The 23358-nt window shown below is 69.4% G+C and carries 23 protein-coding genes and 2 riboswitches; of the genes, 10 read left to right on the forward strand and 13 right to left on the reverse strand.

Features of this window, described 5'->3' with window-relative positions; translation table 11 throughout:
- Positions 1 to 8: 8 nt before the first annotated feature.
- The 3 genes from ACXI0U_RS27455 to ACXI0U_RS27465 all read right to left on the reverse strand — a co-directional run bounded on the left by ACXI0U_RS27455 (position 9) and on the right by ACXI0U_RS27465 (position 3161).
- Complete coding sequence (locus ACXI0U_RS27455; RefSeq protein WP_479551071.1) at positions 9 to 1151, reverse strand: MFS transporter; 1143 nt, start codon at positions 1149 to 1151, stop codon at positions 9 to 11.
- Between the two features lie 352 nt (positions 1152 to 1503).
- Positions 1504 to 2175, reverse strand: a complete 672-nt coding sequence (locus ACXI0U_RS27460) for a vWA domain-containing protein (RefSeq protein WP_479551118.1) — start codon at positions 2173 to 2175, stop codon at positions 1504 to 1506.
- Complete coding sequence (locus ACXI0U_RS27465) at positions 2157 to 3161, reverse strand: magnesium chelatase ATPase subunit I (RefSeq protein WP_184489519.1); 1005 nt, start codon at positions 3159 to 3161, stop codon at positions 2157 to 2159. The genes ACXI0U_RS27460 and ACXI0U_RS27465 overlap by 19 nt, the downstream gene beginning before the upstream one ends.
- Positions 3162 to 3683: 522 nt before the next feature.
- On the opposite strand from ACXI0U_RS27465, the gene ACXI0U_RS27470 reads away from it, so the two are divergent.
- The gene (locus ACXI0U_RS27470) at positions 3684 to 4772 is read left to right on the forward strand and encodes a 3-deoxy-7-phosphoheptulonate synthase (protein ID WP_479551072.1); all 1089 of its coding nucleotides are present in this window, start codon (positions 3684 to 3686) and stop codon (positions 4770 to 4772) included.
- Between the two features lie 150 nt (positions 4773 to 4922).
- On the opposite strand, the gene cobN is transcribed toward ACXI0U_RS27470, so the two are convergent.
- Together cobN and cobW are read right to left on the reverse strand one after the other, a co-directional pair.
- Positions 4923 to 8657, reverse strand: a complete 3735-nt coding sequence (gene cobN / locus ACXI0U_RS27475; RefSeq protein WP_479551073.1) for a cobaltochelatase subunit CobN — start codon at positions 8655 to 8657, stop codon at positions 4923 to 4925.
- Between the two features lie 60 nt (positions 8658 to 8717).
- Positions 8718 to 9770, reverse strand: coding sequence for a cobalamin biosynthesis protein CobW (gene cobW, locus ACXI0U_RS27480; protein ID WP_350447669.1), 1053 nt, complete (start codon positions 9768 to 9770; stop codon positions 8718 to 8720).
- Between the two features lie 96 nt (positions 9771 to 9866).
- Positions 9867 to 10060: riboswitch (cobalamin riboswitch) on the reverse strand.
- A 58-nt stretch (positions 10061 to 10118) separates the two neighbouring features.
- A riboswitch (cobalamin riboswitch) is annotated at positions 10119 to 10330 on the forward strand.
- Positions 10331 to 10432: 102 nt separating this feature from the next.
- Here cobW and ACXI0U_RS27485 point away from each other — a divergent pair.
- From ACXI0U_RS27485 to ACXI0U_RS27510, 6 genes are all read left to right on the forward strand, one after another.
- A complete protein-coding gene (locus ACXI0U_RS27485; RefSeq protein WP_021219636.1) occupies positions 10433 to 10615 on the forward strand; it encodes a CbtB domain-containing protein in 183 nt (60 codons plus the stop codon).
- Positions 10616 to 10625: 10 nt separating this feature from the next.
- Entirely contained in the window at positions 10626 to 11333 is a 708-nt protein-coding gene (locus ACXI0U_RS27490) for a CbtA family protein (RefSeq protein WP_479551074.1), read from the forward strand.
- 73 nt (positions 11334 to 11406) lie between these two features.
- On the forward strand, positions 11407 to 11817 hold the full coding sequence (locus ACXI0U_RS27495; protein ID WP_350447670.1) for a cobalamin biosynthesis protein: 411 nt from the start codon (positions 11407 to 11409) through the stop codon (positions 11815 to 11817).
- The gene (gene cobM, locus ACXI0U_RS27500) at positions 11814 to 12578 is read left to right on the forward strand and encodes a precorrin-4 C(11)-methyltransferase (protein ID WP_271659861.1); all 765 of its coding nucleotides are present in this window, start codon (positions 11814 to 11816) and stop codon (positions 12576 to 12578) included. Before ACXI0U_RS27495 ends, cobM begins: the two co-directional genes overlap by 4 nt.
- A gap of 197 nt (positions 12579 to 12775) precedes the next feature.
- On the forward strand, positions 12776 to 13660 hold the full coding sequence (locus tag ACXI0U_RS27505; RefSeq protein ID WP_021219640.1) for a sugar nucleotide-binding protein: 885 nt from the start codon (positions 12776 to 12778) through the stop codon (positions 13658 to 13660).
- Positions 13653 to 14582 carry an NAD-dependent epimerase/dehydratase family protein gene (locus ACXI0U_RS27510; RefSeq protein ID WP_479551075.1) on the forward strand — a complete coding sequence of 310 codons (930 nt, stop codon included), beginning with the start codon at positions 13653 to 13655 and terminating at the stop codon, positions 14580 to 14582. The genes ACXI0U_RS27505 and ACXI0U_RS27510 overlap by 8 nt, the downstream gene beginning before the upstream one ends.
- A gap of 457 nt (positions 14583 to 15039) precedes the next feature.
- Here the strand turns inward: ACXI0U_RS27510 and ACXI0U_RS27515 are convergent, their stop codons facing one another.
- The 5 genes from ACXI0U_RS27515 to ACXI0U_RS27535 form a co-directional block, all read right to left on the reverse strand.
- Positions 15040 to 15732: an OmpW/AlkL family protein gene (locus ACXI0U_RS27515; protein WP_423728470.1), complete on the reverse strand. Its 693-nt coding sequence runs from the start codon at positions 15730 to 15732 to the stop codon at positions 15040 to 15042.
- Between the two features lie 114 nt (positions 15733 to 15846).
- Positions 15847 to 16374, reverse strand: a complete 528-nt coding sequence (locus ACXI0U_RS27520) for a DUF3299 domain-containing protein (RefSeq protein WP_021219643.1) — start codon at positions 16372 to 16374, stop codon at positions 15847 to 15849.
- Between the two features lie 7 nt (positions 16375 to 16381).
- Positions 16382 to 17644 (reverse strand): ABC transporter permease, encoded by a 1263-nt coding sequence (locus ACXI0U_RS27525; protein WP_021219644.1) that lies wholly within the window; start codon positions 17642 to 17644, stop codon positions 16382 to 16384.
- Between the two features lies 1 nt (position 17645).
- Positions 17646 to 18353 (reverse strand): ABC transporter ATP-binding protein, encoded by a 708-nt coding sequence (locus tag ACXI0U_RS27530; RefSeq protein WP_479551076.1) that lies wholly within the window; start codon positions 18351 to 18353, stop codon positions 17646 to 17648.
- A 38-nt stretch (positions 18354 to 18391) separates the two neighbouring features.
- Positions 18392 to 18985, reverse strand: a complete 594-nt coding sequence (locus ACXI0U_RS27535; RefSeq protein ID WP_479551077.1) for a DUF2796 domain-containing protein — start codon at positions 18983 to 18985, stop codon at positions 18392 to 18394.
- Positions 18986 to 19116: 131 nt separating this feature from the next.
- On the opposite strand from ACXI0U_RS27535, the gene ACXI0U_RS27540 reads away from it, so the two are divergent.
- The gene (locus tag ACXI0U_RS27540) at positions 19117 to 19470 is read left to right on the forward strand and encodes a hypothetical protein (protein ID WP_021219647.1); all 354 of its coding nucleotides are present in this window, start codon (positions 19117 to 19119) and stop codon (positions 19468 to 19470) included.
- 102 nt (positions 19471 to 19572) lie between these two features.
- Here ACXI0U_RS27540 and trxA read toward each other — a convergent pair whose 3' ends face one another.
- The 3 genes from trxA to ACXI0U_RS27555 all read right to left on the reverse strand — a co-directional run bounded on the left by trxA (position 19573) and on the right by ACXI0U_RS27555 (position 21603).
- On the reverse strand, positions 19573 to 20442 hold the full coding sequence (gene trxA / locus ACXI0U_RS27545) for a thioredoxin (protein ID WP_479551078.1): 870 nt from the start codon (positions 20440 to 20442) through the stop codon (positions 19573 to 19575).
- Positions 20443 to 20515: 73 nt separating this feature from the next.
- Positions 20516 to 21169, reverse strand: a complete 654-nt coding sequence (locus ACXI0U_RS27550) for a class I SAM-dependent methyltransferase (protein WP_350447673.1) — start codon at positions 21167 to 21169, stop codon at positions 20516 to 20518.
- The gene (locus ACXI0U_RS27555) at positions 21166 to 21603 is read right to left on the reverse strand and encodes a YbaY family lipoprotein (protein WP_479551079.1); all 438 of its coding nucleotides are present in this window, start codon (positions 21601 to 21603) and stop codon (positions 21166 to 21168) included. The genes ACXI0U_RS27550 and ACXI0U_RS27555 overlap by 4 nt, the downstream gene beginning before the upstream one ends.
- 122 nt (positions 21604 to 21725) lie before the next feature.
- Here ACXI0U_RS27555 and nrdR point away from each other — a divergent pair, with 122 nt between their 5' ends.
- Both nrdR and ribD read left to right on the forward strand, forming a co-directional pair.
- Entirely contained in the window at positions 21726 to 22190 is a 465-nt protein-coding gene (gene nrdR, locus ACXI0U_RS27560) for a transcriptional regulator NrdR (protein WP_031287756.1), read from the forward strand.
- A 3-nt stretch (positions 22191 to 22193) separates the two neighbouring features.
- On the forward strand, positions 22194 to 23324 hold the full coding sequence (ribD, locus tag ACXI0U_RS27565; RefSeq protein WP_479551080.1) for a bifunctional diaminohydroxyphosphoribosylaminopyrimidine deaminase/5-amino-6-(5-phosphoribosylamino)uracil reductase RibD: 1131 nt from the start codon (positions 22194 to 22196) through the stop codon (positions 23322 to 23324).
- Positions 23325 to 23358 lie beyond the last annotated feature (34 nt).

Raw genomic sequence — 23358 nt, forward strand, 5'->3', positions numbered from 1 at the left:
CTGGCTTTTCACCGCGCGAAACGCCCCGCCGTCAGCGGCGCCGAGAGCATCAGCGCGCCGAGGATCATGAAGGCCGTGACCAGGCCCAGGCCCTGGGCGACGAAGCCCACCAGCGCAGGCCCGGCGAGTACGCCGGCGTAGCCGACGGTGGTCACGGCGGCCACCGCGAGGTTGGGCGGCATGGCGCTCTGGCGGCCGGCGGCGGTGAACAGCACCGGCACGATATTGGCCGCGCCCAGCCCGACCAGCAGGAAACCCGCCAGCGCCAGAGCGGTGTGCGGGGCCAGCAGCATCAGCGTGAAGCCGGCCGTGGCCAGCAGGCCGCCGCCCACCAGCACGCGGTACTCCCCCAGGCGGGCGATCACCCGGTCGCCCGTCAGCCGGCCGCTGAGCATCGCCAGGGAGAACAGTGCGTAGCCGATCCCGGCCTGGGCCGGGTCGAACTGGCGGGTTTCCACCAGCAGGATGGCGCCCCAATCCAGCAGCGCGCCTTCGGCCAGGAACATGGCGAAGGTCAGCGCCCCCAGCAGCAGAACGATTCCGCGTGGCAGCACGAACAGCGGCCCTTCGCTGCCTGAACGGGTGCGCAACAGGCGCGGTGCTGCGAGGGCGAGCCCGAGCATGACCACCAGCAGGGCGACGAGAATCGCCGGCAGCGGTGCCAGCCCGGCGGCCAGCAGCCCGGTCATGCCGAGGGAGCCGACGAAGCCGCCGAGGCTGAACATGCCGTGGAAGCCCGACATCAAGGGAACCGGTGCGTCGTTCGCCACCTCCACGGCGTGGATGTTCATCGCCACGTCCATGGCCCCCAGGGAGGCGCCGAACAAGGCCAGGGCCAGGGCCAGCATCAGGCTGGAGTCGGCACCGGCCAGCAGTGGCATGGCGCAGCACAGGCCCAGCCCGCCCACCAGGATCACCGGGCGTGCGCCGATCCGCCCGGCCAGCACACCGGCCACCGGCATGGACAGCATCGAGCCGGCTCCCAGGCACAGCAGCAACAGCCCCAGCACCGCCTCCTCGATACCCAGGCGCGCCTTGGCGTAAGGCACCAGCGGCGCCCAGCAGGCCATGCCGAAGCCGGAGACGAAGAACGCCAGGCGCGTGGCGAGGCGGGTGGCTGAGCTGTCGGCGCAGGGCACGGCTTGGTTCATCGGGCATTCCGCAAAGAAAAGGGGCGGACCTTAACACGCACCCGGGGCGGGCGACGTTCGACCATCTGGTTGATGGACGATCCAGGGCACCGGTGGTTCAGCTCCGACGTGGACGTAGGTTGGCGCCGAGCGCAGCGAGGCCCAACGTTGCGAGGCCGGTATGTGCAACTTCAGTTCATTGGGCATCCGCGAGGTTGGCTCGCATTTGGGGACACCTTCAGCTCTGCCCGGTGGACCGGTGAAGCGTGGTCCACCCTACGAAGTCGCGTGCCCTTCACGGGGTTCCCCCGCGGGTAGGGTGGACATCGCTCTTTATGTCCACCAAGCGGTGCCTATTCCGAGCGCATCCGGCTCAGTCCGACAGCACCCGGTATTCCGCACCCAGTTCCTCGGCCAATTGGCGGGCGCGGCCGAGGCGGATGGGGCCGCCTTCGATATCCACCAGCAGCGTGTCGCAGCCCAGCGGCTCCAGGGCGGGCCAGTCCTTGAGGCGGCCATCGGTGAGGATGAGCACGCGCTGGTGCTCCGAGGGCTTCTGTCGTTGGCGGCGCTGCAACCAGTCACGGGCCAGGTGCAGGGCCTCGATCAGCGGGGTGCCGCCGCCGGCACCGAGGCCGTCGAGCCATTGGTGCAGTGGCGCCGAGGCCTTGCTGCCCTGCCACAGCCAGCGCGGCTCGCGGCCGGTGGCGTGGAGCAGGGCGAGGCGGGCGCGCTGGCGGTAGGCGGATTCGAACAGCCCGGCCAGCAGGCCCTTGGCGCGTGACAGGGCGCCGTGGCGGCGGGTGGAGGCGGAGGCGTCCACCAGCACCAGCCAGAGCGCATCGGGGCGTTGGCCTCGGGGGCGGTGGACCAGGTCGTCGGCCTTGCGCGGGCGGCCGCGCAGCAGGGTCGGCAGCCACTGGATGGCACCGTCGCGCCCGCCACGGGCCGGGCCGCTGCGGCCGTTGGCGAGTGTCCCGGGGCCTGGTCTGGCATCCGCGCCCCTGACCCGGCGCGGGCGGATGCTCAGGGCTTTTTTGGCCAGCCCGGCAGCTCGCGTCGGGTGTCGGTGGGCACGGGTTGCGCGGGCAGCTCGCCCCACTGGCCTTCGGCGCCGGCGGCATCGCTGGGCGCCGGCGCGGAGGCGGGCGATTGTGCCGGCGGGGCCGAGGGTGGCGTTGCGTGGCGACGGCGATGGGCCAGGGCGAAGTGCTCGACGGCGTCGATATCCTCTGCCTCGATACGTGGCGCGCCACGCCAGGCGGCATGGGCGCGGGCGGCGCGCAGCCACACCAGGTCGGCGCGCAGGCCGTCGACGCCGGCGGCGAAGCAGCGCTGGGCGATCCGGTCCAGGGCGCTGTCATCCAGGGGGATGGCGGCGAGGCGTTCGCGGGCGTCCTGGCAACGGCGCGCGAGTGCCTGCTGCGGGGCGTCCCACTGGGCGATGAAACCCTGCGGGTCGGCGTCGAAGGCCAGGCGGCGGCGCACGATTTCGGCGCGCTCGGCCGGTTGCGGCTGGCCGTCGAGGGTGACCTTGAGGCCGAAGCGGTCCAGCAGTTGCGGGCGCAGCTCGCCTTCCTCGGGGTTCATGGTGCCGATCAGCACGAAGCGCGCGGCGTGGCGGTGGGACAGGCCGTCGCGCTCCACCAGGTTGACGCCGCTGGCGGCGACGTCCAGCAGCAGGTCCACCAGGTGGTCGGGCAGCAGGTTCACCTCGTCGACATAGAGCACGCCGCCGTGGGCCTTGGCCAGCACGCCGGGGGAGAACTGCGCACGGCCTTCGCCCAGGGCCGCGTCGAGGTCGAGGGTGCCGACGATGCGTTCCTCGCTGGCGCCCAGGGGCAGGGTGACGAAGATGCCTTGCGGCAGCAGGTCGGCGATGCCCCGGGCCAGGGTGGACTTGGCCATGCCGCGCGGGCCTTCGATCAGCACACCGCCGATGGCCGGGTCGATGGCTGCCAGGTACAGCGCGAGCTTCAGCTCGTCGGCGGCGACCACGGCGCTCAAGGGGAAGTGGGGGAGCTCGGACATGACGGGTTCCTGAAAACGCATCGCGGCATGGTAGCGAAAGGCCGAACGCGCCGATAGAAATCAGTGATTGAACGGCGGCCGGCGATGCAGTAATTTGGCCAGCATTCGCTTTGGAGATCGTCATGCCGCACCTCGCTTCCACTCCGCTCACCGCTTGCCAGGCCCAACGCCCGGCACGTGCGCGCGTGGCTGCTGCGGTCAGCTATTTCTATGGGTATTGGTTTAGCCACGGGCTGGCCTGATACCTGATCAGGCGGCCCACTCCAGCAGGGTCGCCAACCAAAGCTCCACAAAACCCCCGGTCGGCAACCCGCCCGGGGGTTTTTGTTTTTCCAGGGCCCACAAGGCCAAACGCACGTAATCCGAGGATCGCACCATGATCAGCTACCGCACCTACGCCACCTATTACCGCAACTCCGACTGGCGATTTAGCCGCTTCGCCGCCGCACTCACACCCCTGAATCGAACACCCAGTTAGAGCGCCGCGCGCGGACCGAACCGCGCCGGCCGAGGATGCCCGTCATGAATTCCGTTTCCGTATCGCCCATCGCCGCCCAGCCCCTCCACGCCCTGCCGCTGGAAAGCCTGGCGTCCCCCTCGCGCAGCACCCAACCGCTGCCCACCCCCGCCGAGTTGCGCCAGCGCCTGCCGCTGCACGATGCCCTGGCCCGCCAGGTCCGTGCCCAGCGCGATGCCGTGCGCGCGGTGCTGGATGGCGACGACCCGCGCCTGCTGGTGGTGGTCGGCCCCTGTTCCATCCACGATCCCGAATCCGCCCTCGACTACGCCCGCCGCCTCGCCGCGCTGGCGCCGGAGGTGAGCGACCAGTTGCTGCTGGTGATGCGCGCCTACGTCGAGAAGCCGCGCACCACGGTGGGCTGGAAGGGGCTGGTGTACGACCCGCACCTGGATGGCAGTGGCGATATGGCGGCCGGCCTGGCGCTCAGCCGCCGGCTGATGCTGCAGATGATCGAGCTGGGGCTGCCGGTGGCCACGGAATTGCTGCAACCCCTGGCCGCCGGCTACTTCGATGACCTGCTGGGCTGGGCCGCCATCGGTGCGCGCACCAGCGAATCCCAGGTGCATCGCGAGATGGTCAGCGGCCTCGACCTGCCGGTGGGCTTCAAGAACGGCACCGACGGCAGCCTCGGCATCGCCACTGACGCCATGCGCTCGGCGGCCCACGCACACCAGCACTTCGGCATCGACGACCAGGGCCGCCCGGCGCTGGTGCAGACCGCCGGCAACGCCGATACGCACCTGGTACTGCGCGGCGGCCACCAGGGCCCGAACCATGACGCAGCCAGCGTCGCGGTCGCACGGGCGGGGCTGGAGAAGCTCGGTATCGCACCGCGCATCATGGTCGACTGCAGCCATGCCAACAGCGGCAAGGACCCGCTGCGTCAGCCGGCGGTGCTGGCGGACGTGATCGACCAGCGCCTGGCCGGCCAGGACGCCCTGCGCGGGGTGATGATCGAGAGCCACCTGTTCGACGGCGCGCAGTCGCTGTCCTGCGACCTGAGCTACGGCGTGTCCATCACCGATGGCTGCCTGGGCTGGGACGGCACCGAGCGCATCCTGCGGGAGGCGGCGGCGCGGTTGCGCGGGTAATCATCGGTGGGCGGGGCGTTGCCCCGCCGGTTCGAGCGTAGGGCGGGCGAAACCCGCGTGTGCCGGTGGGACCCCGTGCCGGGGGGGGGGCGCGAGCAGAGCTCGCTCCTACAAGGGCGCCGGGTTTGTGGTGAGGGGGAGCGCCGGGGGCTACTGCTCCTCGATATCCAGCAGCAGGTTCTCGATGGCCTCGCGGTAGTCGCCGGGGTGTTCCCAGAGGCCGCGTTGCTGGGCTTCCACCAGGCGCTCGGCGATGTCGCGCAGAGCGTCGGGGTTGTGCTGCTGGATGAAGTCGCGGGTGTCGGCGTCCATCAGGTAGGCGTCGGCCAGCAGCTGGTACTGGTGGTCGTCGATCAGCTCGCTGGTGGCGTCGAAGGCGAACAGGTAGTCCACGGTCGCGGCCAGTTCGAAGGCGCCCTTGTAGCCGTGGCGCTTCATGCCGGCGATCCACTTGGGGTTGGCGGCGCGCGAGCGCACCACGCGGCCGAGTTCTTCCTTCAGCGAGCGGATGCGCGGCAGGTCCGGCTGGCTGTGGTCACCGTGGTAGCTGGCCACTTTCTCGCCGCGCAGGGTCTCGGCGGCGGCGAGCATGCCGCCCTGGAACTGGTAGTAGTCGTTGGAGTCGAGGATGTCGTGCTCGCGGTTGTCCTGGTTCTGCAGCACCGCCTGCAGCCGCTCCAGGCGCTGGGCGAAGCGCGCCCGTGCGGGCGTGCCGGCATCCTGGGCGCCGTAGGCGTAGCCGCCCCAGTTCAAATACACCTCGGCCAGTTCGGCGCGGTCCTGCCATTGGCGCTCCTCGATGGCGTCCTGTACGCCGGCGCCATAGGCACCGGGCTGGGCGCCGAAGATGCGCCACCCGGCCTGCAGCCGCGCGTCGTCCACGGCCAGCCCCTCGGCGGCGAGGCGGGCGCTTTCCAGTTTCACCCGCGCGGCCAGGGGGTTCATGTCCTCGGGCTCGTCCAGTTCGGCTACGGCCTGCACGGCGGCATCGAACAGGCGGATGAGGTTGGCGAAGGCATCGCGGAAGAAGCCCGATACCCGCAGCGTCACGTCCACCCGGGGGCGGTCGAGCAGCGACAGCGGCAGGATCTCGAAGTCTTCCACGCGCTGGCTGCCGGCCTGCCACACCGGGCGCACGCCCATCAGCGCCAGGGCCTGGGCGATGTCGTCGCCGCCGGTGCGCATGGTGGCGGTGCCCCAGACGGAAAGGCCGAGCTGGCGCAGGTGGTCGCCCTCGTCCTGCAGGTGGCGTTCCAGCAGCAGGCTGGCGGACTGGAAGCCCAGGCGCCAGGCGGTGGGCGTGGGCAGGTTGCGCACGTCCAGGGTGAAGAAGTTGCGCCCGGTGGGCAGGGTGTCGAGGCGCCCGCGACTGGGGGCGCCGCTGGGGCCGGGCAGCACGAAGCGGCCTTCCAGGGCGGCCAGCACGCCGCCGATTTCGGCGGGGCCGCAGGCGTCCAGGGTCGGGGCGACGACCTGGCGCAGGCTGTGGATAACCAGGTCGCTGGCGGGGCCCACCGACGGATGATCAGTCGCCCGGATCATCTCCAGGGCCAGCAGCTCCAGGCGCTCGCGGGTGTCGCCATTGCTGCGCCAGGGATCGATGCTGACCCGCTCCAGCAGCGCCGGGCGCGGGCCTTCCCAGGGCTCGGCCCAGTTGCAGTCCAGCGGGTCGCGGCCCAGTTGCAGGTCGGTGGCGAGCGCACGCAGCAGGCTGGCGTTGGCGCCCTTGCCGTCCCCCCGGGGGATGCGCACCAGGGACAGCAGGGTGTCGTCGCGCAGGCCGCCGACGGGGGATTCGCCGAACACGTGGAGGCCGTCGCGGATCTGCGACTCCTTGAGGTCGCAGAGGTAGGCGTCCAGCTGCGGCAGCCAGCTTTCCGGGTCGTCGCTGATGCTCAGCTCCAGCTCGCGGTCCAGCGCGGTGGCTTTCACCAGCTCGAGGATCTCGTTGCGCAGTTGCACGGCGCGGCGCGGGTCCAGCAGCGAGGCGTCGTAGTACTCGTCGGCCAGGCGTTCCAGGTCGCGCAGCGGGCCGTAGTTCTCGGCGCGGGTCAGCGGCGGCATCAGGTGGTCGATGATCACCGCCTGGGCGCGGCGCTTGGCTTGGGCGCCTTCGCCGGGGTCGTTGACGATGAAGGGGTAGATGTTCGGCAGCGGGCCCATCACCGCGTCCGGCCAGCACTCTGCGGAGAGGCCGACGCCCTTGCCCGGAAGCCATTCCAGGTTGCCGTGCTTGCCGACGTGCACCAGCGCGTCGGCGCCGAACACCTCGCGCAGCCAGAAGTAGAAGGCCAGGTAGCCGTGGGGTGGCACCAGTGCGGCGTCGTGGTAGATGGCCGCCGGGTCCAGCTGGTAGCCGCGTGCCGGCTGGATGCCGACGAAGGCCAGGCCGAAGCGCAGGCCGGCGATCATCATGCGCCCGGCGCGGAACATCGGGTCCTGCTGCGGTTCGCCCCAGCGCTCCGTCACCGCCCGCTGGTTGGCTTCGGGCAGGCGGGCGAAGCAGGCCAGGTAGGCGTCCAGCGCCAGGCTCTGGGCGCAGGGGCGTGCGTCGAGGCTGTCGAGGTCGTTGCTGACGCCGCCCAGCAGGCTGTGGATAAGTGCCGTGCCGCTCTCCGGCAGGCCGGCCAGGGGGTAACCCTCGGCCTCCAGGGCGCGGAGGATGTTCAGCGCGGCGGCCGGGGTGTCCAGGCCCACGCCGTTGCCAATGCGGCCGTCGCGGGTGGGGTAGTTGGCGAGGATCAGCGCCACGCGCTTGTCGGCGTTGGCCTTGCGCCCCAGCAGCAGCCAGCGGCGCGCCAGTTCGGCGACGAAATCCATGCGTTCGAGGTGGGGCAGGTAGCACACCACGTCGCTCTGGCTGCGCTCGCTGCGCCAGGCCAGACCCTTGAAGCTGATGGGGCGGGTGATGATGCGCCCGTCCAGCTCCGGCAGGGCGATGTGCATGGCCAGGTCGCGCGGGCCGAGGCCTTGCGGGTTCTCTTCCCAGAGCGGCTGGTTGTCCAGCGAGCAGATGGCCTGCAGCACCGGCACGTCGCGGCGGAAGGGACGCTGGCCGGGTGAGTCGGGGTTGGATTGGGCGAAGCCGGTGGTGTTGATGATCAGCTCGGCGTCGACGGCGTCCAGCCAGTCCTCGACCACGGCCAGGCACTCGGCTTCCTTGAGGCTGGCCACCGCGATGGGCAGCGGGTTGATGCCGACGGCGGCGAGGCGCTCGCAGAAGGCGTCGATGAAGGCGGTGTTCGCCGCCTGCAGGTGGGTGCGATAGAACAGTAGGGCTGCCACCGGCTGGCCCTCCCGCCAGTCGGCGCGCCAGTGGTCGAGATGAGCGGGGCGCTGGTGCGGGTGATGCACGGCAACGCGGGGCAGGGCGCTGGGTGCCTGCCAGGGGTAGTCGCGGCCCAGGCAGCGGCTGGCGAGGCTGGCGAACAGCTGGCGGGCGTTGTCCAGGCCGCCTTGGCGCAGGTACTGCCAGCAGCGCTCGGCGTCTTCTTCCGGGACGTTGCACAGGCGGGCCAGTTCCGGGTCGGGGCGGTCGTCGCCGGGCACCAGGATCAGCTGCGTGCCGCGCTCGGCCAGGGCCACCAGTTGCTCGATGCCGTAGCGCCAGTAGCCGACGCCGCCATGCACGGAGATAAGGATGACCTTGGCGTGCTGCAGCACCTCGTCGACGTAAAGGTCCACCGAGGCGTGGTTCTGCAGCTGCATGGGGTTGGCCAGGCGCAGGCTGGGGTAGTCCGCCGGCAGCTCGCGGGCGGCCTCGGCCAGCAGCGCCAGGTGCGAATCACCGCTGCAGAGGATCACCAGCTCGGCGGGCGTCTGGGCCAGGTGGGCGATGCCGTCGTCGGGGACGAAGCCGCCAGGTTGGGTGCGCAGCAAGTGCATGGCTCGGGCCTTGGCTCGGTGGAGCGGCCCTCTCCCGGGGGAGAGGAACCGGTTCGGCGGTTACGCCAGGGCGGTGCGCAGTTCGTTGGCGATGGTGGCCGGGTCCAGCTCCTGGCCGATCACCACCAGGCGGGTGGCGCGGGTTTCGTCGGCCAGCCACTTGCGGTCGAAGTGTTTGTCGAAGCGCTTGCCGACGCCCTGTACCAGCAGGCGCATGGGCTTGCCGGGGATGGCGGCGAAGCCCTTGATGCGCAGCACGTCGTGGCGCTCCACCAGTTGGCCGAGGGCGGCCAGCAGGGCGGCTTCCTCCACTTCCGGCAGGTCGACGTGGAAGGAGTCGAACTCGTCGTGGTCGTGGTCCTCGTGCCCTTCGTGGTCGTGGTGGGTGGCGCGGCTGTCGATGTGCGCCTCGGCCTCGGCGTTCAGGCCCAGCAGCACGGAGAGCGGCAGCTTGCCGGCGCTGGCTTCGACGATCTTCACCGCCGGCGGTAGCTCCTCGGCCACCTCGGCGCGCACGGCGGCCAGGGCGTCGGCATCGAGCAGGTCGGCCTTGTTGAGGATCACCAGGTCGGCGCTGGCCAACTGGTCTTCGAAGAGTTCGTGCAGGGGCGACTCGTGGTCGAGGTTCGGGTCCTGCTTGCGCTGCTCGTCCACCTGCTCGGGGTGGGCGGCGAAGGTGCCGGCGGCCACGGCTGGGCTGTCGACCACGGTGATCACCGCGTCCACGGTGCAGGCACTGCGGATCTCCGGCCACTGGAAGGCTTGCACCAGGGGCTTGGGCAGGGCCAGGCCGGAGGTCTCGATGAGGATTTGGTCGAGGTCGCCACGGCGTGCCACCAGCTCGCGCATCACCGGGAAGAACTCTTCCTGCACGGTGCAGCACAGGCAGCCGTTGGCCAGCTCGAAGACGCGGCCCACGGCCTCTTCCTCGCTGCAGCCGATGGAGCATTGCTTGAGGATTTCGCCGTCGATGCCCAGCTCGCCGAACTCGTTGACGATCACCGCGATGCGGCGGCCCTCGGCGTTGTCGAGCATGTGGCGGAGCAGGGTGGTCTTACCGGCACCGAGGAAGCCGGTGACGATGGTGACGGGGAGTTTGGCCAGGGTTTTCATGCGCGGCAGCCCTTTGCTGGGAGTCGATCGGATCGGCGGGCGCGCGGGACGAGGGCACGGAGGGCCCGATTCGCCACCGGATCACCCCGCCCGGTTGTATGGAAATTCGCCGAGGCAGGTCTCCTGGCTCACAGCCTGGCGCGATGCGCCGTCCTTCCGCCTTCCCGCCCGATGGGCAGTGGCTGTGGATAGGACCTCAGCTGTTCACAGTTGCGGGGGCAGCCACGGCTTGGCCGTGTTCCCTCTTAGCCGCGGCGCACGGCCGCGGAACCTCGAAGGGCCGAAGGCTACGCAGGGCGGGGGCGGCGGTCAATCGCGGCGGTTGACGGCCAGTCGGACTCGTGATGTTCTTGTGCGGTTTTTTCAGGTGTCTCGCGCCGTCGCGCGCGAGGTGAAACGGGAAGTCGGTGTGCCCCAGGGCGAGTCCGACGCTGCCCCCGCAACGGTAAGCGCACGTAGGGATCTGTAAGCCACTGTGTCCGGCGGACATGGGAAGGCAAACCCGACCAGCCATGGCTGGCGTCGCAAGCCCGGAGACCGGCCTGATCACTTTTTTGGCAACCCGCGGTGGGCGGGCGCACGCCGGAAATGCGGTCCCCGCGCGGCCGCTTTCTTCGCACGCGTTCCTCTTGCCGACTCACCCGCATCGCAGAGGAAGCACCATGTCCAGCAGCACACTGAGCCATTCGGCCGCCGCCGTCCCCCTGTCCAAACGCCTGGCCATCGCCATCGGTGCCAGCCTCCTGGGCCTGTCGCTGGTGTACTTCGCCGGCTTCTCGCACATCGAGGCGGTGCACAACGCTGCCCACGATACCCGTCACAGCTCCGCCTTCCCCTGCCACTGAGGGCGCAACCGTGACCAAGCGCATCGCCCAGACCGCCGGGTTCGCCGGTCTCTTCGCCGCCATCGTGCTGACCCTGCTGCAAAGCCTGTGGGTCACCCCGCTGATTCTCCATGCGGAAACCTTCGAGAACTCGGCACCGGCCGAGCAGACCGAACACGCCCACGAGCACGCCGCCGGCGCGCCCGCCCATGAACACGACGCCGAAGCCTGGGCTCCCGCCGACGGCTGGCAGCGCACCCTGTCCACCGGTGGCGCCAACCTGGTGGTGGCCGTCGGCTTCGCCCTGCTGCTGGCCGCGCTGTTCAGCCTGCGCGGCCCGACCCGCGCCTGGCAGGGCCTGCTCTGGGGCCTGGCCGGTTTCGCCACCTTCGCCCTGGCGCCGTCCCTCGGCCTGCCGCCGGAGCTGCCGGGTACCGCAGCCGCCGACCTGGCCCAGCGCCAGGTCTGGTGGATCGGCACCGCCGCCTCCACTGCCGCTGGCCTGGCGCTGATCGCCTTCGGCCGCAACTGGGTCCTGCGCATCGTCGGCCTGGCGCTGCTGGTGATCCCCCATGTGGTCGGCGCACCGCAGCCTGAAGTGCATGCGAGCCTGGCGCCGGAAGCGCTGGAGCACGAGTTCATCGCCGCCTCGCTGGTGACCAACGCGCTGTTCTGGGGCGCCCTGGGTTGGGCCGCTGCCTGGCTGTACCAGCGCTCCGCGAGCCAAGACCTGGCGTGAGCCGGGCTTCGCTGCCGATCGACCCCGCGCAGGGCCCAGCCCTTCGCGGGGTTTTGTTTTGTGAGGCCGGGCGATGACCCTGGTGGCCGGCCTCGGTTGCCGGCGCGGCTGCTCGGAGCAGGAGCTGCGCGCGCTGCTCGACGCTGCCCTGGCCGAGTACGAACTTGTACCCGGCGATCTCAGCGCCCTGGCCAGTGTCGACAGCAAGGCCGATGAGCCGGGGTTGCAGGCGCTGGCGCTGACCCTTCGCTTGCCCCTGGCGCTGTTGCCGGCGGCGCAGCTGGCGGCCTGCGAGGGGCGCCTGTCCGGCCTGTCGGCCATCGCCCTGCGGGAAACCGGCAGCCCCGGCATCGCCGAAGCCGCCGCGCTGGTACAGGCCGAAGCCCTGGCCGGCCGCCCGGCGCGGTTGCTGGTGGAGAAACGCCGCAGTGCCAACGCCACCTGTGCGCTGGCCTGCACCCTTGAGGATGTGGATACCCCATGACGGTCTATTTCATCGGCGCCGGCCCCGGCGATCCGGAGCTCATCACGGTCAAGGGCCAGCGGTTGATCCGCAGTTGCCCGGTGATCCTCTACGCCGGTTCCCTGGTGCCGGAAGCGGTGCTGGATGGGCATAGCGCCGAGCGGGTGGTGAACACCGCCGAGCTGCACCTGGAGGCGATAGTCGCCCTGTTGGCCGAGGCCCACGGGCGTGGCCAGGACGTGGCCCGGGTGCATTCCGGCGACCCCTCGCTTTATGGCGCCATCGGCGAGCAGATCCGCCACCTGCGCGCGCTGGGCATTCCCTATGAGGTGGTGCCCGGCGTCACCGCCACCGCCGCCTGCGCCGCGTTGCTCGGCACCGAGCTGACCCTGCCGGATATTTCCCAGACGCTGATCCTCACCCGCTTCGCCACCCGCACGCGGATGCCCGAGGGCGAATCCCTGGCGGAGCTGGCGCAGCACCGCGCGACCCTGGCCATCCACCTGGGCGTCAGCCACCTGCCGCGCATCGTCGAAGAACTGCTGCCGCACTATGGCGCCGATTGCCCCGTGGCCGTGGTGCACCGCGCCAGCTGGCCCGACCAGGACTGGGTGACCGGCACCCTGGCGGACATCGAGGCACGGGTGGCGCAGAAGGATTTCCGTCGCACCGCGCTGATCCTCGTGGGGCGGGTGCTGGCTGCCGAAGGTTTCACCGATTCCTCGCTCTACCACCCTGATCACGCCCACCTCTACCGCCCAACGGAGCCTCCGCAGAGCTGAAGTGGCGTGCCGCATGGCGCGCCACTAGTGACGCAGCGCCGGGAAATAAGCAGAATGCGTCTTTCCCGGTCGGAAACGGCCGCTGGCTTGCGTGCCCGATGTCCCCGTCACGGCGATCCTCCTGGTCACAGGGAGGGCGCTATCGCGGGACGACGGCTGATCGTTAACACCCACTGGCTTTAAGCGACCTTCTGTCTATGCGTATGCGCTTGATGCTCCTGGGCGGTGGCAATGCCCTTGGCCAGGCGCTTATCCGCCTGGGGGCCGAGGATGATGTAGGGTTCCTCGCCCCGCGCCCGCCCGAACAGGGCTGGGATGCCGCCAGCCTGACCCAGCTGCTCGATGACACCCGCCCCGATGCGGTGATCAACCTCGCCTACTACTTCGACTGGTTCCAGGCCGAAGAGGCCAGCGCGGGCCGCTTCGCCGCGCAGGAACGCGCGGTGGAACGCCTGGCCGAGCTCTGCCAGCACCACGGCATCGTCCTGTTGCAGCCTTCCAGCTACCGCGTCTTCGACGGCGCCCGGGCCACCGCCTACAACGAGAAGGACGAGACCATCCCCCTCAGCCTGCGCGGGCAGTCCCTGTGGCGCATCGAGCAGAGCGTGCGCGCGGTGTGCCCCAAGCACGTGCTGCTGCGTTTCGGCTGGCTGCTGGATGACAGCAACGAAGGCATCCTCGGGCGCTTCCTCGCCCGGGCCGAGCGGGACGACGAGCTGATGCTGGCCGACGACCGTCGTGGCAACCCCACGCCGGTGGATGATGCCGCGCGGGTGATGCTTGCGGTGCTCAAGCAGCTGGACTGCGCGGCGCCGCTCTGGGGCACCTACCACTACGGTGGCCACGAGGCGACCACCACCCTGGCGCTTGGCCAGGCGGTGCTGGCCGAAGCCCGCAACCTGCATACGCTGAAGGTGCAGGAAATCACCCCCCAGGCCCACGCTGCCCGTCCCGATGCGGCGGACGAGCCGCAGCACGCGGTGCTGGCCTGCAAGAAAATCCTCCATACATTCGGCATCAAGCCCCGCGCCTGGCGCGCGGCGTTGCCCGCTCTCCTGGATCGTTACTACCGCCATGGCTGATTCCCCCATCCTCGTTACCGGCGGCGCCGGCTTCATCGGCTCCAACCTGGTGGACGCGCTGCTGGCGCGCGGGCATTCCGTGCGCATCCTCGACGACCTGTCCGCCGGCAAGCGCGACAACCTGCCGTTGCACGATTCCCGCGTCGAACTCATCGAAGGCAACGTCGCCGACGCTGCGCTGGTAAGCCGTGCCGTGGCCGGCTGCAAGGCGGTGGCGCACCTGGCCGCCGTGGCCTCGGTGCCGGCTTCGGTGGACGACCCGGTGGCTACCCATCAGGCCAACTTCATCGGCACGCTCAATGTGTGCGAAGCCATGCGCGAGCACGGCGTGAAGCGCGTGGTGTTCGCCTCCAGCGCCTCGGTCTACGGCCAGAACGGCGAAGGCCAGGCCATCGACGAAAACACCCCGACCGCGCCGCTGACCCCCTACGCGGTGGACAAGCTGGCCAGCGAGCAGTACCTGGATTTCTACCGTCGCCAGCACGGCCTGGAGCCGGCGGTGTTCCGCTTCTTCAACATCTTCGGCCCGCGCCAGGACCCGTCCTCGCCCTATTCCGGGGTGATCAGCATCTTCACCGAGCGCGCCCTGGCCGGCACGCCGATCACCATATTCGGTGACGGCGAGCAGACCCGTGACTTCGTCTATGTCGGCGACCTGGTGCAGGTGCTGGTGCAGGCCCTGGAAAACCCCAGCGTTGAAGCCGGCCCGGTGAACGTCGGCCTGCAGCGCTCCACCAGCCTCAAGGACCTGCTCGCCGCCATTGGCAGCGTGGTGGGCGAACTGCCGGCCATCAGCTACGCCGAAGCGCGCTCTGGTGACATCCGCCACTCCCTGGCGGACAACGGTCGCCTGCTGGAGCGCTTCGCCTTCCCCGAGCCGACGCCCCTGGCGGTCGGCCTGGCCCACTTGCTGGGCCGCTGAGCCGAATGGAAAAGGCGCCCGCGAGGCGCCTTTTTTGGCTCTGTCTGCGTTAGCTGTTGTGGTTTTAAAGCAAGGGCTCAAGCACGGTGTCTTCCGGACGCCCTCCACCGCATGAGTTTCGCTTCGCTCTACGCCATCCTACGAAAGCTGCCGCCACTACGTGCGCGCTGGGGCGCACATCGATGTGATGCGTTGGGCGAAGAAAGCTGGAGCAGCCGCCAGACCCGTATGGAGGGCCAAGTTTTTTGGTTTCTTTTCACCGGGCTGGCGTTCCAGCGATTGGAAAAGGGACTCGCCCGGGTGGGCGAAACCAGAAGTACCAGCAAAACTCAGCAATCAGCTGGGCTCAAATCCTCTAGCAACACTTAACGCAAAAAGCCTTTTTTCATCCCACCAGATGGGCCGGTGATGCCAACGAAAAGGCGCCCGAAGGCGCCTTTGTTCAGTGCGGTTGGGCTTAGAACTTGTAGCCCAGGCCGACCATGTAGACCCACGGGTCGACATCCACGTCCACCTTGGCGCGTACGTTCAGGGCGGTGTTGTCGACATAGGCCGTGGTGTCGATGTCGATGTAGCGCACCTGGGCGTTGACCATGATGCTGTCGGTCAGCATGTAGTCGGCGCCGACCTGCCAGGCCAGGCCCCAGGAGTTCTTCACGCGGAAGTTGTCGAAGCCGGCTGCGGTTGCGCCGCTGCCCACGTGCTCGTCATAGATCCAGGTGTAGTTGATGCCGGCGCCCACGTAGGGCTGGAAGGCCGACTGGGATTCCAGCGGGTAGTACACGACGCTCAGGGTCGGCGGCAGGTGCTTCAGCGAGCCCAGGCTGCCGTTGGCGGCGTCCAGGCCGGTGCCCTTGAGCTTCACTTCGTGCTCGAAGGGGGTGGCAGCCAGCAGTTCCAGGCCGAAGTGGTCGGTCAGCATGTAGGCGAAGTTCAGGCCCAGCTGGGTGTCGCTGTCCATGGTGGCCTTGCCACCCAGGTCGAGACCGGCCAGGGCACCGCGGTCCACTTGGACGCTGGAGCTGTCGGCTGTCGGGTTGACGGTGATGGCACCGGCACGAACGAGGATGTCACCCGCCTGGTGAGCCTGGGCCAGAGGGGCGGCCACAGCGAGGGCGAGAAGGGAGGCGGCTAGGAACGGCGTTTTCATTTATTGGCTCCGAGGTCATGAGCTTGTGTTGGCTGGGCTCAGTTTCGGGGAGCGCGAACCACGGCACCTTGATCTAGCTCAATGCCGTGGTGAGTTCGTTAGCAGGCTTGCTTATCAGCTCTCGGGGATCTCGTAGGGGTAGATCTTGCTGGCTTCCATCTGGTAGCCGGCCTCGGCCAGTTCGCTGGTGCTGGATTTCACCTGCAACGGCCCTTCGATCCAGAACGGCTGGTAGAGCGCGTCCATCAGCACGCCGAGTTCGCTGGTGACGTGGACGATCTGGTTCGACGGCGGTGGCGGCACGTGGATGCAGGCACCGAAGTAGGGGACCAGTAGGAAGTCGGTCACCCGGCCTTCTTCGGTCACGTCCAGCGGCACGATATAGCCGGGCAGCTTCACTTCCAGGCCATCCAGCGTCGGCACCACCGGAGCGGTCGGCGACTGCTGGGTGGCTGCCGGGCCCGCCTCGGCGGCCAGGGAGTCGGCCAGTTGCGAGAGGTCGTGGATGGGCGCGGGGGGCGGTGGCGGCGGAGCGTCGGCGGGGATCAGCTCGGACCAGGTCAGTTCACGGACCTCACCGGCCCAGAGGCCGGTGGCGGTCAGCAGGATCAGGGCCGGAAGGGCCAGCAGGGCGCGTTTCATCGTGGGCTCACAGGCGAATGGACAGGCCGTCGGCCAGGGATTGCCGATAGGCGCGCCAAGCCGGCACGGCGCCCATCAGCAGGGCGGCGGCCAGGATACCGCCCAGCAGCGTCCACTCATAGCGGCTTGGCAATGCCAGCGGCAGGTAGAGGCCGTAGTTGGCCTGCACGTAGCCTTGGGCGAGGGCGATACCGAGGTAAAGCACCACCAGGCCGAGCACTGCACCGGCCAGGGCCAGGGCGAAGGCTTCCAGCACCAGCAGGCTGGCGATATGCCAGGGCCGCGCGCCCACCGAACGCAGGATGGCCATCTCGCGGCGGCGCTCGTTGAGGCTGGTGAGGATGGCGGTGAGCATGCCGATCAGCCCGGTGAGCACCACGAACAGCGAGACCACGAAGAGCGCCTTCTCGGCGGTGCCCATCAGGCTCCAGAGCTCCTGCAGGGCGACGCCGGGGAGGATCGCCAGCAGCGGCTCGCCCCGGAACTCGTTGATCTCCCGTTGCACGGCGAAGGTGGCGATCTTGCTGTTGAGGCCAAGCAGGAAGGCGGTGATGGCCTTGGGTTGCAGGTCCAGGGCGCGGGCCTGCTCGGCGCTGACCTTGCCGGCTCCGCGGGCGGGCACGCCGTTCTGCCAGTCGACGTGCAGCGCCTCCATCCCCGCCAGGGAGATGTGCAGGGTGCGGTCCACCGGCGTGCCGGTGCGTTCGAGGACGCCGACCACGGTGAAGGGTTTGTCGTCGTGCTGTACCAGGCTGACGGTGCTGACGCCGTGGGACAGCACCACCTTGTCGCCCAGCTTGTATTTCAGGGCTTCGGCCACTTCGGCGCCGAGTACCACGTCGAACATGTCGGCGAAGGGTTTGCCTTCGGCCAGCTTCAGCGGCTGGGCGCGGCCGTAGCGGTAGTGTTCGAAATAGGCTTCGCTGGTGCCCATCACCCGGTAGCCCTTGTGGGAGTCACCCAGGGAGATGGGGATGGCCCACTTCACCTTGGGGTTGTGGGCGAGGGTTTCGAAGCTGTCCCAGCGGATGTTGTTGGTGGCGTTGCCGATGCGGAATACCGAATACAGCAGCAGGTTCACCGAACCGGAGCGAGCGCCGACGATCAGGTCGGTGCCGCTGATGGTGCTGGCGAAGCTGGCACGGGCCTCGGTGCGCACCCGCTCGACCGCCAGCAGCAGGCAGACGGAAAGGGCGATGGCGAAGACCGTGAGCAGGGCGGTGAAGCGGCGGTTGGCGAGGCTCGCCAGGGCCAGGCGGAACAGATACATCTCAGGCCTCCTGCGGGCGCGCAGCGCGGTTCAGTTCCAGCAGCGACAGGCTGCGATCGAAGAGCGCTGCCAGGCTCTGGTCATGGCTGACGAACAGCAGGCTGGCCCCGGCCTCGCGGCATTCGCCGAAGAGCAGCTGGAGGAAGCTTTCCCGGGCGTCGGCATCCAGGGCCGAGGTGGGTTCGTCGGCGATCACCAGTTCCGGCTGGCCGATCAGTGCGCGGGCGGCGGCGACGCGCTGCTGCTGGCCGATGGACAGGGCATCGGCGCGGCGCTCCAGCAGGCTGGCGGCCAGGCCCAGGTGGCCGAGCAGGGTGGCGGCGGCCTGGGCCACGCTGCCGTGGCGCTGCTGGGCGCGCTGGGCCCGCAGGCGCGAGAAGTGGCAGGGCAGCTCGACGTTCTCGCGCACGGACAGGAAGGGCAGCAGGTTGAACTGCTGGAAGATGTAGCCGGTGTGGTCGACGCGGAAGCGGTCGCGGGCGCCGGAGGCCATCTTGCCCAGGTCGCGGCCCAGCAGGTTGACGCTGCCACGGCCGGGGGTCTGCACGCCGCCCAGCAGGCCCAGCAGGGTGGTCTTGCCGCTGCCGCTGGGGCCTTTGAGGAAGAGGGTCTCCCCGCTTTGCAGGGCGAAGGCGGGGATGTCGAGCAACTCGGCGTGGCCCGGCCAGGCGAAGCCCAGGTCGGTGATTTCGATCAGTGTCTGGCTCATGGGGTGCCGGCCGGGTTGCCCCGGCCGGTTCATCGGGTTCAGAAGCTCAGGGAAGGGCTGGCAGGGGTCAGTTCGGCGCCTTGCTGGCCCTGCGGGCCGATCAGTTGTACCTGAATTTTCTGGGTGGCGGGGAAGCGCGTGAACAGCGCCTTGAGGTCCAGGGTCTTGAGGTTTTCGGGCTTGGCGCATTCCAGCTGGTAGTGGGCGTGGATCTCGCTGTGCTCGTGGTGGTGCTCGTGGCCTTCCGCTTCGTCGTGGTCGGCGTCTTCGTGTTCATGCTCGTGTTCCGGGGTATTGCCGAACAGCGGGCTTTCCAGCTCCTGGCCAGCCACCTTGCAACCGGCAACCAGGGGGATGGCGAACAGGTCCAGGGGCTTTTCCAACTGCGCGCGGGCGGCGGCGACCTTGGCCTTGTCGGCGTCGTTGTTGGCGGCGTGCTCGAAGCCCACCAGGTTCATGGCCGGGCTTTCCAGCTCCAGCTCCAGGCTGTTGCCGTCCAGGGCGACGTTCATCCGCGCCACGCCGTGCTCATGGGCTCCGAGGCTGCCGTGCTCCTCGTGCTCGTGTTCGTGGGCCTGGGCGGCGGCCAGGGGCAGAAGGGCGAAGGGCAGGGCGAGCAGCAGGCGGCGCATGGGGCACTCCGGGGTGGGGGCTGAAATGAGGTGTTACGTTATAACAACTTTGCGTTGGCCATGCCAGTGCTGCTTGGCGCCTCGTGGAGGGGCGTGGGAGCATTGCCCGATTCAAACCCGGGGAACTGGACATGCTGCGAATTCGTGGACGGATCGGCGATTGGCCGGTCGACCTGACGGTGGAGATGGACGAGGAGGACTGGCAGCGCCTGGGCGGGCAATTGCAGGTCAGCGTCGAGGCGCCGTCGGCTCCTGCCCCTGTCGCCACGCCTGCCGCGCCGAAGCGCAACGATGCCCTGTGGGATGCCGCGCTGGGCCTGTTGCAGGGCGCCGGGCGCATCGAGGGGCCGCGCCTGCTGGTGGAGCTGGAAGCCCTGGCCGGTGGCGCCGCTGCGGGCAAACGCCTGCTGGTGCGGCTGCGCCACAGCGAGCAGGTGCAGCTGGAGATGGGCGGCGACGCGCCCGTCTATATCTGGAAGGGATAAGCGCCGTAGGTTGGCGCCGAGCGCAGCGAGGCCCAACGTGATGGATGTGGGCTCCGCTGCGTTGAGCTTCGTACCTCAGCCCAACCTACGTGGGTCGAGCGATCAGTAGATCGCCTGGTACAGCTTGCGGCGGTAGGTGGTGACCAGCGGGTGGTCGTTGCCCAGCAGGTCGAACACCTGCAGCAGGGTCTTATGGGCGATGCCTTCGGCGTAGCTGCGGTTGCGCACGAACAGCTTGAGCAGGCCGTCCAGCGCCGGCTCGTACTGCTGGCGGGCCAGTTGCTGGATGCTCAGCTGGTAGCTGGCCTCGTCGTCATCGGCGTTCTGTGCCAGGCGCGATTTCAGGTCGGCGGCTTCCGGCAGGTCGGCGGCCTGGCGCAGGAAGGTCAGCTGGGCGCGGGCGCCGGCCAGGGCCTGCTTGTGCTCGTCGCTCTTCACCGCATCCAGTACCGCCTGGGCTTCGCCCAGCTCACCGCGCTCGGCCAGGCAGCGCGCGTAGAGGATCAGCGCGGCGGCGTTGCTATTGTCTTCGGTCAGTACCTGCTTGAGCAGGGCTTCGGCATCGCCGATACGGCCTTCGGTGAACAGCGCCTGGGCGGTTTCCAGCGGATCGGCAGCGGCCGGTGCGGGTTGCTGCACATGGGGTTCGAGCATGGCGCGGATCTGCGATTCCGGCTGCGCGCCGGCGAAGCCATCCACCGGCTGGCCGTCCTTGAACAGCACCACCGTGGGCAGGCTGCGGATGCCGAAGCGCATGACGATGTCCTGCTCGATGTCGCAGTTGACCTTGGCCAGCAGCAGCTCGCCCCGGTACGACTCGGCGATCTGTGCCAGCAGCGGCATCAGCGCCTTGCAGGGCGCACACCACTCGGCCCAGAAGTCCACCAGGACCGGCTTGTGGAAGGAGTTCTGGATCACCGCCTGGTCGAAGTCGGCGGCGGTGGTATCGAAGATATAGGGCGTGTCGCTCATCGGGGTTCTCGAGTGCGCAAGGGATGGGCGAATGATACGGCTGCCGCCTGCAGCCGCCTACCGGGGCTCGTCGTTATCTCACTGCGTGATACAGGCTCACGTGGCGGAATTCCTCGGGCTCGGCCAGGTCCGGCCAGGTGCAGGCTTCGAGCATGGCCAGGCGGTTGTAGTGCGGGTGGGCGAAGTCGCGGACGCGGGAATCGGCCACCAGGGCTTCGCGGCCACGGCTGAGGAAGTGGTCGAGCAGGGGCAGGTTGGCGCGGTCGTAGAGCACGTCGGCGACCACGATCAGGTCGAAGCGGTCCGCTTCGGCGAAGAAGTCCTCGGAGTAGCCCAGCTCCACGCCATTGAGGGCCGCGTTGGCGCGGCAGGACTCCAGGGCCAGCGGGTCGAGGTCGCAGGCCACCACTTCCGCCGCGCCGGCCTTGGCCGCGGCGATGGCGGCGACGCCGGAGCCCGCGCCGAAGTCCAGCACGCGCTTGCCGGCCACCCAGTCGGGGCGCTCGGCGAACCAGCGCGCCAGGGCCAGGCCGCTGGCCCAGCAGAAGCACCAGTAGGGCGGCTCTTCGAGGATGCGCCGGGTTTCCTCGGGGTTGAAGGCACGGTCCATGTTGGCGCCGTCGATCAGCCACAGGCGCAGGTCGGTGCCCGGCAGCTTCTCGGCACTGAGGCGGGCGTCGCCGAGCAGGTCGCCGAGGGCGCGCTGCAGGCCTTCGGGGGGCGTCACGGTGCGCGCTCCAGCTGCAACGGGCCGAAGGCCTGGCTTTCGGCCTGGAGGATGCGCCGCGGTGCCAGGCGCTGCACCAACTGGCCGGACTGGCTGACCCGGGCGCGCAGCTCGACGCGCCGGCCCTGGGGGAACACCTCGGGGTTGAAGGTCAGCTTGAAGGGCAGGGCCTGGCCGGTGCCGGAGAGGCGCAGGCTGGCCAGCAACTGCTGTGGGCGGTCACGGTCGTCGATCACCAGCAGGGCCATTTCCACTTCGCTGCCGGCCGGGGCGCCGAGCAATTGGCCCCTGAGCTCGCGCAGGTGGGCGGGCGTGGGTTCTTCGGCCTGCTGGCGAGGCGCGGCCGGCTTGGAGGCTGACGTGGGCGCGACGGGCGGCTCGCTGGAGCAGGCGACCAGCAGGGCGGCGAGGGAAAGGACGGAAAGGGCACGCATCGATGACTCCTGGCCTTTGTTGCGGAGGGCTCTGGGCGGCCTTATAACGCAAAGCCCGCGGCTTGTCTTGCGGGGGAGATGCGCTACCATGTGGCCTTCTTTTTCCGCAGTTGTCGCCCACCATGCACTGTCCCTTCTGTGGCGCCCATGACACCAAGGTGATCGATTCGCGACTGGTCGCCGAAGGCGATCAGGTCCGCCGCCGCCGTGAATGCCTGGCGTGCGAGGAACGCTTCACCACCTTCGAGACCGCCGAACTGGTCATGCCTCGGCTGATCAAGCAGGACGGCAGCCGCCAGCCCTTCGACGAGGAAAAGCTCCGCGCCGGCATGCAGCGCGCGCTGGAGAAGCGCCCGGTGAGCATCGAGCGCCTCGAAGAGGCCATCGCCCACATCAAGCACAAGCTGCGCGCCACCGGCGAGCGCGAGGTGAAGTCCCGCGTGCTCGGCGAACTGGTGATGCTGGAGCTGCAGAAGCTCGACGAAGTCGCCTATATCCGTTTCGCTTCGGTCTACCGCCGATTCCAGGACCTCAACGAGTTCCGCGAGGAAATCGAGCGCCTGGCCCGTGAGCCCTCGAAAGACTAAAGCATGACCCAGAACGATCAGGCCTTCATGGCCCGCGCACTCGAGCTGGCCCGCAAGGGCCTGTATTCCACCCATCCGAACCCCCGCGTCGGCTGTGTGATCGTCCGGGACGGGCGCATCGTCGGCGAAGGCTGGCATGCCCGCGCCGGCGAGCCCCATGCCGAAGTCCACGCCCTGCGCCAGGCCGGCGACAAGGCCCGTGGCGCCACCGCCTACGTCACCCTCGAACCCTGCAGCCACCATGGCCGCACGCCGCCCTGCGCCGATGCATTGGTCAATGCCGGCGTGGCGCGGGTGGTGGCGGCGATGCAGGACCCCAACCCCGAAGTCTCCGGCCGCGGCCTGCCGCGCCTGATGCAGGCCGGCATCGCCGTGCAGAGCGGTGTGCTGGAAGCCGAAGCCCGTGCGCTGAATGCCGGCTTCATCAAGCGCATGGAACAGGGCCTGCCCTTCGTCCGCGTCAAGCTGGCGATGAGCCTGGACGGTCGCACGGCCATGGCCAGTGGCGAAAGCCAGTGGATCACCGGGCCCGATGCCCGCGCCGCCGTGCAGCGCCTGCGCGCCCGCGCCAGCGTGGTGCTGACCGGGGCCGACACCGTGCTCGCCGATGACGCGCGCCTCACCGTGCGCCCCGACGAACTGGGCCTGAATGCCGAGCTCACCGCCCTGGCGCTGGATCGCCCGCCGCTGCGCGTGTTGGTGGATGGCCGCCTGCGCGTGCCGCTGTCCGCCCCCTTCTTCCAGGCTGGGCCGGCACTGGTGGCCACCTGCGCTGCCGCCGCCGCGCGCGACCGCTTCCAGGACGATGGCCACGAGCTGCTGGCGGTGCCGGGCAGCAATGGCCACGTCGACCTCAAGCGCCTGCTGGCCGAGCTGGCCTCGCGCGGCGCCAATGAAGTGCTGGTGGAAGCCGGCCCCCGCCTGGCCGGCGCCTTCGCCCGTGCCGGGCTGGTGGACGAGTACCAGATCTTCATGGCCGGGCGCATCCTCGGCTCCAGCGCCCGCCCGCTGCTGGACTGGCCCCTGGCACGGATGGCCGAGGCGCCGCAGCTGAAGATCGTCGAGATGCGCGCGGTCGGGGATGACTGGCGGATCATTGCGGTGCCGGTCGCAAGCTCGAAGCCTGAAGCCTGAAGCCGGCACACTTGTCGCTTCCAGCTTCCAGCTT

The sequence above is a fragment of the Pseudomonas sp. C9D1 genome (genome assembly GCF_056491235.1).

What these genes read in the sequence shown, in the direction of transcription:
- ACXI0U_RS27455 (WP_479551071.1), bottom strand. Translation starts at nt 1,151, where the DNA reads ATGAACCAAGCCGTGCCCTGCGCCGACAGCTCAGCCACCCGCCTCGCC.
- ACXI0U_RS27465 (WP_184489519.1), bottom strand. Translation starts at nt 3,161, where the DNA reads ATGTCCGAGCTCCCCCACTTCCCCTTGAGCGCCGTGGTCGCCGCCGAC.
- ACXI0U_RS27470 (WP_479551072.1), top strand. Translation starts at nt 3,684, where the DNA reads ATGAATTCCGTTTCCGTATCGCCCATCGCCGCCCAGCCCCTCCACGCC.
- cobN (WP_479551073.1), bottom strand. Translation starts at nt 8,657, where the DNA reads ATGCACTTGCTGCGCACCCAACCTGGCGGCTTCGTCCCCGACGACGGC.
- cobW (WP_350447669.1), bottom strand. Translation starts at nt 9,770, where the DNA reads ATGAAAACCCTGGCCAAACTCCCCGTCACCATCGTCACCGGCTTCCTC.
- ACXI0U_RS27485 (WP_021219636.1), top strand. Translation starts at nt 10,433, where the DNA reads ATGTCCAGCAGCACACTGAGCCATTCGGCCGCCGCCGTCCCCCTGTCC.
- ACXI0U_RS27495 (WP_350447670.1), top strand. Translation starts at nt 11,407, where the DNA reads ATGACCCTGGTGGCCGGCCTCGGTTGCCGGCGCGGCTGCTCGGAGCAG.
- cobM (WP_271659861.1), top strand. Translation starts at nt 11,814, where the DNA reads ATGACGGTCTATTTCATCGGCGCCGGCCCCGGCGATCCGGAGCTCATC.
- ACXI0U_RS27505 (WP_021219640.1), top strand. Translation starts at nt 12,776, where the DNA reads ATGCGTATGCGCTTGATGCTCCTGGGCGGTGGCAATGCCCTTGGCCAG.
- ACXI0U_RS27510 (WP_479551075.1), top strand. Translation starts at nt 13,653, where the DNA reads ATGGCTGATTCCCCCATCCTCGTTACCGGCGGCGCCGGCTTCATCGGC.
- ACXI0U_RS27515 (WP_423728470.1), bottom strand. Translation starts at nt 15,732, where the DNA reads ATGAAAACGCCGTTCCTAGCCGCCTCCCTTCTCGCCCTCGCTGTGGCC.
- ACXI0U_RS27520 (WP_021219643.1), bottom strand. Translation starts at nt 16,374, where the DNA reads ATGAAACGCGCCCTGCTGGCCCTTCCGGCCCTGATCCTGCTGACCGCC.
- ACXI0U_RS27525 (WP_021219644.1), bottom strand. Translation starts at nt 17,644, where the DNA reads ATGTATCTGTTCCGCCTGGCCCTGGCGAGCCTCGCCAACCGCCGCTTC.
- ACXI0U_RS27530 (WP_479551076.1), bottom strand. Translation starts at nt 18,353, where the DNA reads ATGAGCCAGACACTGATCGAAATCACCGACCTGGGCTTCGCCTGGCCG.
- ACXI0U_RS27535 (WP_479551077.1), bottom strand. Translation starts at nt 18,985, where the DNA reads ATGCGCCGCCTGCTGCTCGCCCTGCCCTTCGCCCTTCTGCCCCTGGCC.
- ACXI0U_RS27540 (WP_021219647.1), top strand. Translation starts at nt 19,117, where the DNA reads ATGCTGCGAATTCGTGGACGGATCGGCGATTGGCCGGTCGACCTGACG.
- trxA (WP_479551078.1), bottom strand. Translation starts at nt 20,442, where the DNA reads ATGAGCGACACGCCCTATATCTTCGATACCACCGCCGCCGACTTCGAC.
- ACXI0U_RS27555 (WP_479551079.1), bottom strand. Translation starts at nt 21,603, where the DNA reads ATGCGTGCCCTTTCCGTCCTTTCCCTCGCCGCCCTGCTGGTCGCCTGC.
- nrdR (WP_031287756.1), top strand. Translation starts at nt 21,726, where the DNA reads ATGCACTGTCCCTTCTGTGGCGCCCATGACACCAAGGTGATCGATTCG.
- ribD (WP_479551080.1), top strand. Translation starts at nt 22,194, where the DNA reads ATGACCCAGAACGATCAGGCCTTCATGGCCCGCGCACTCGAGCTGGCC.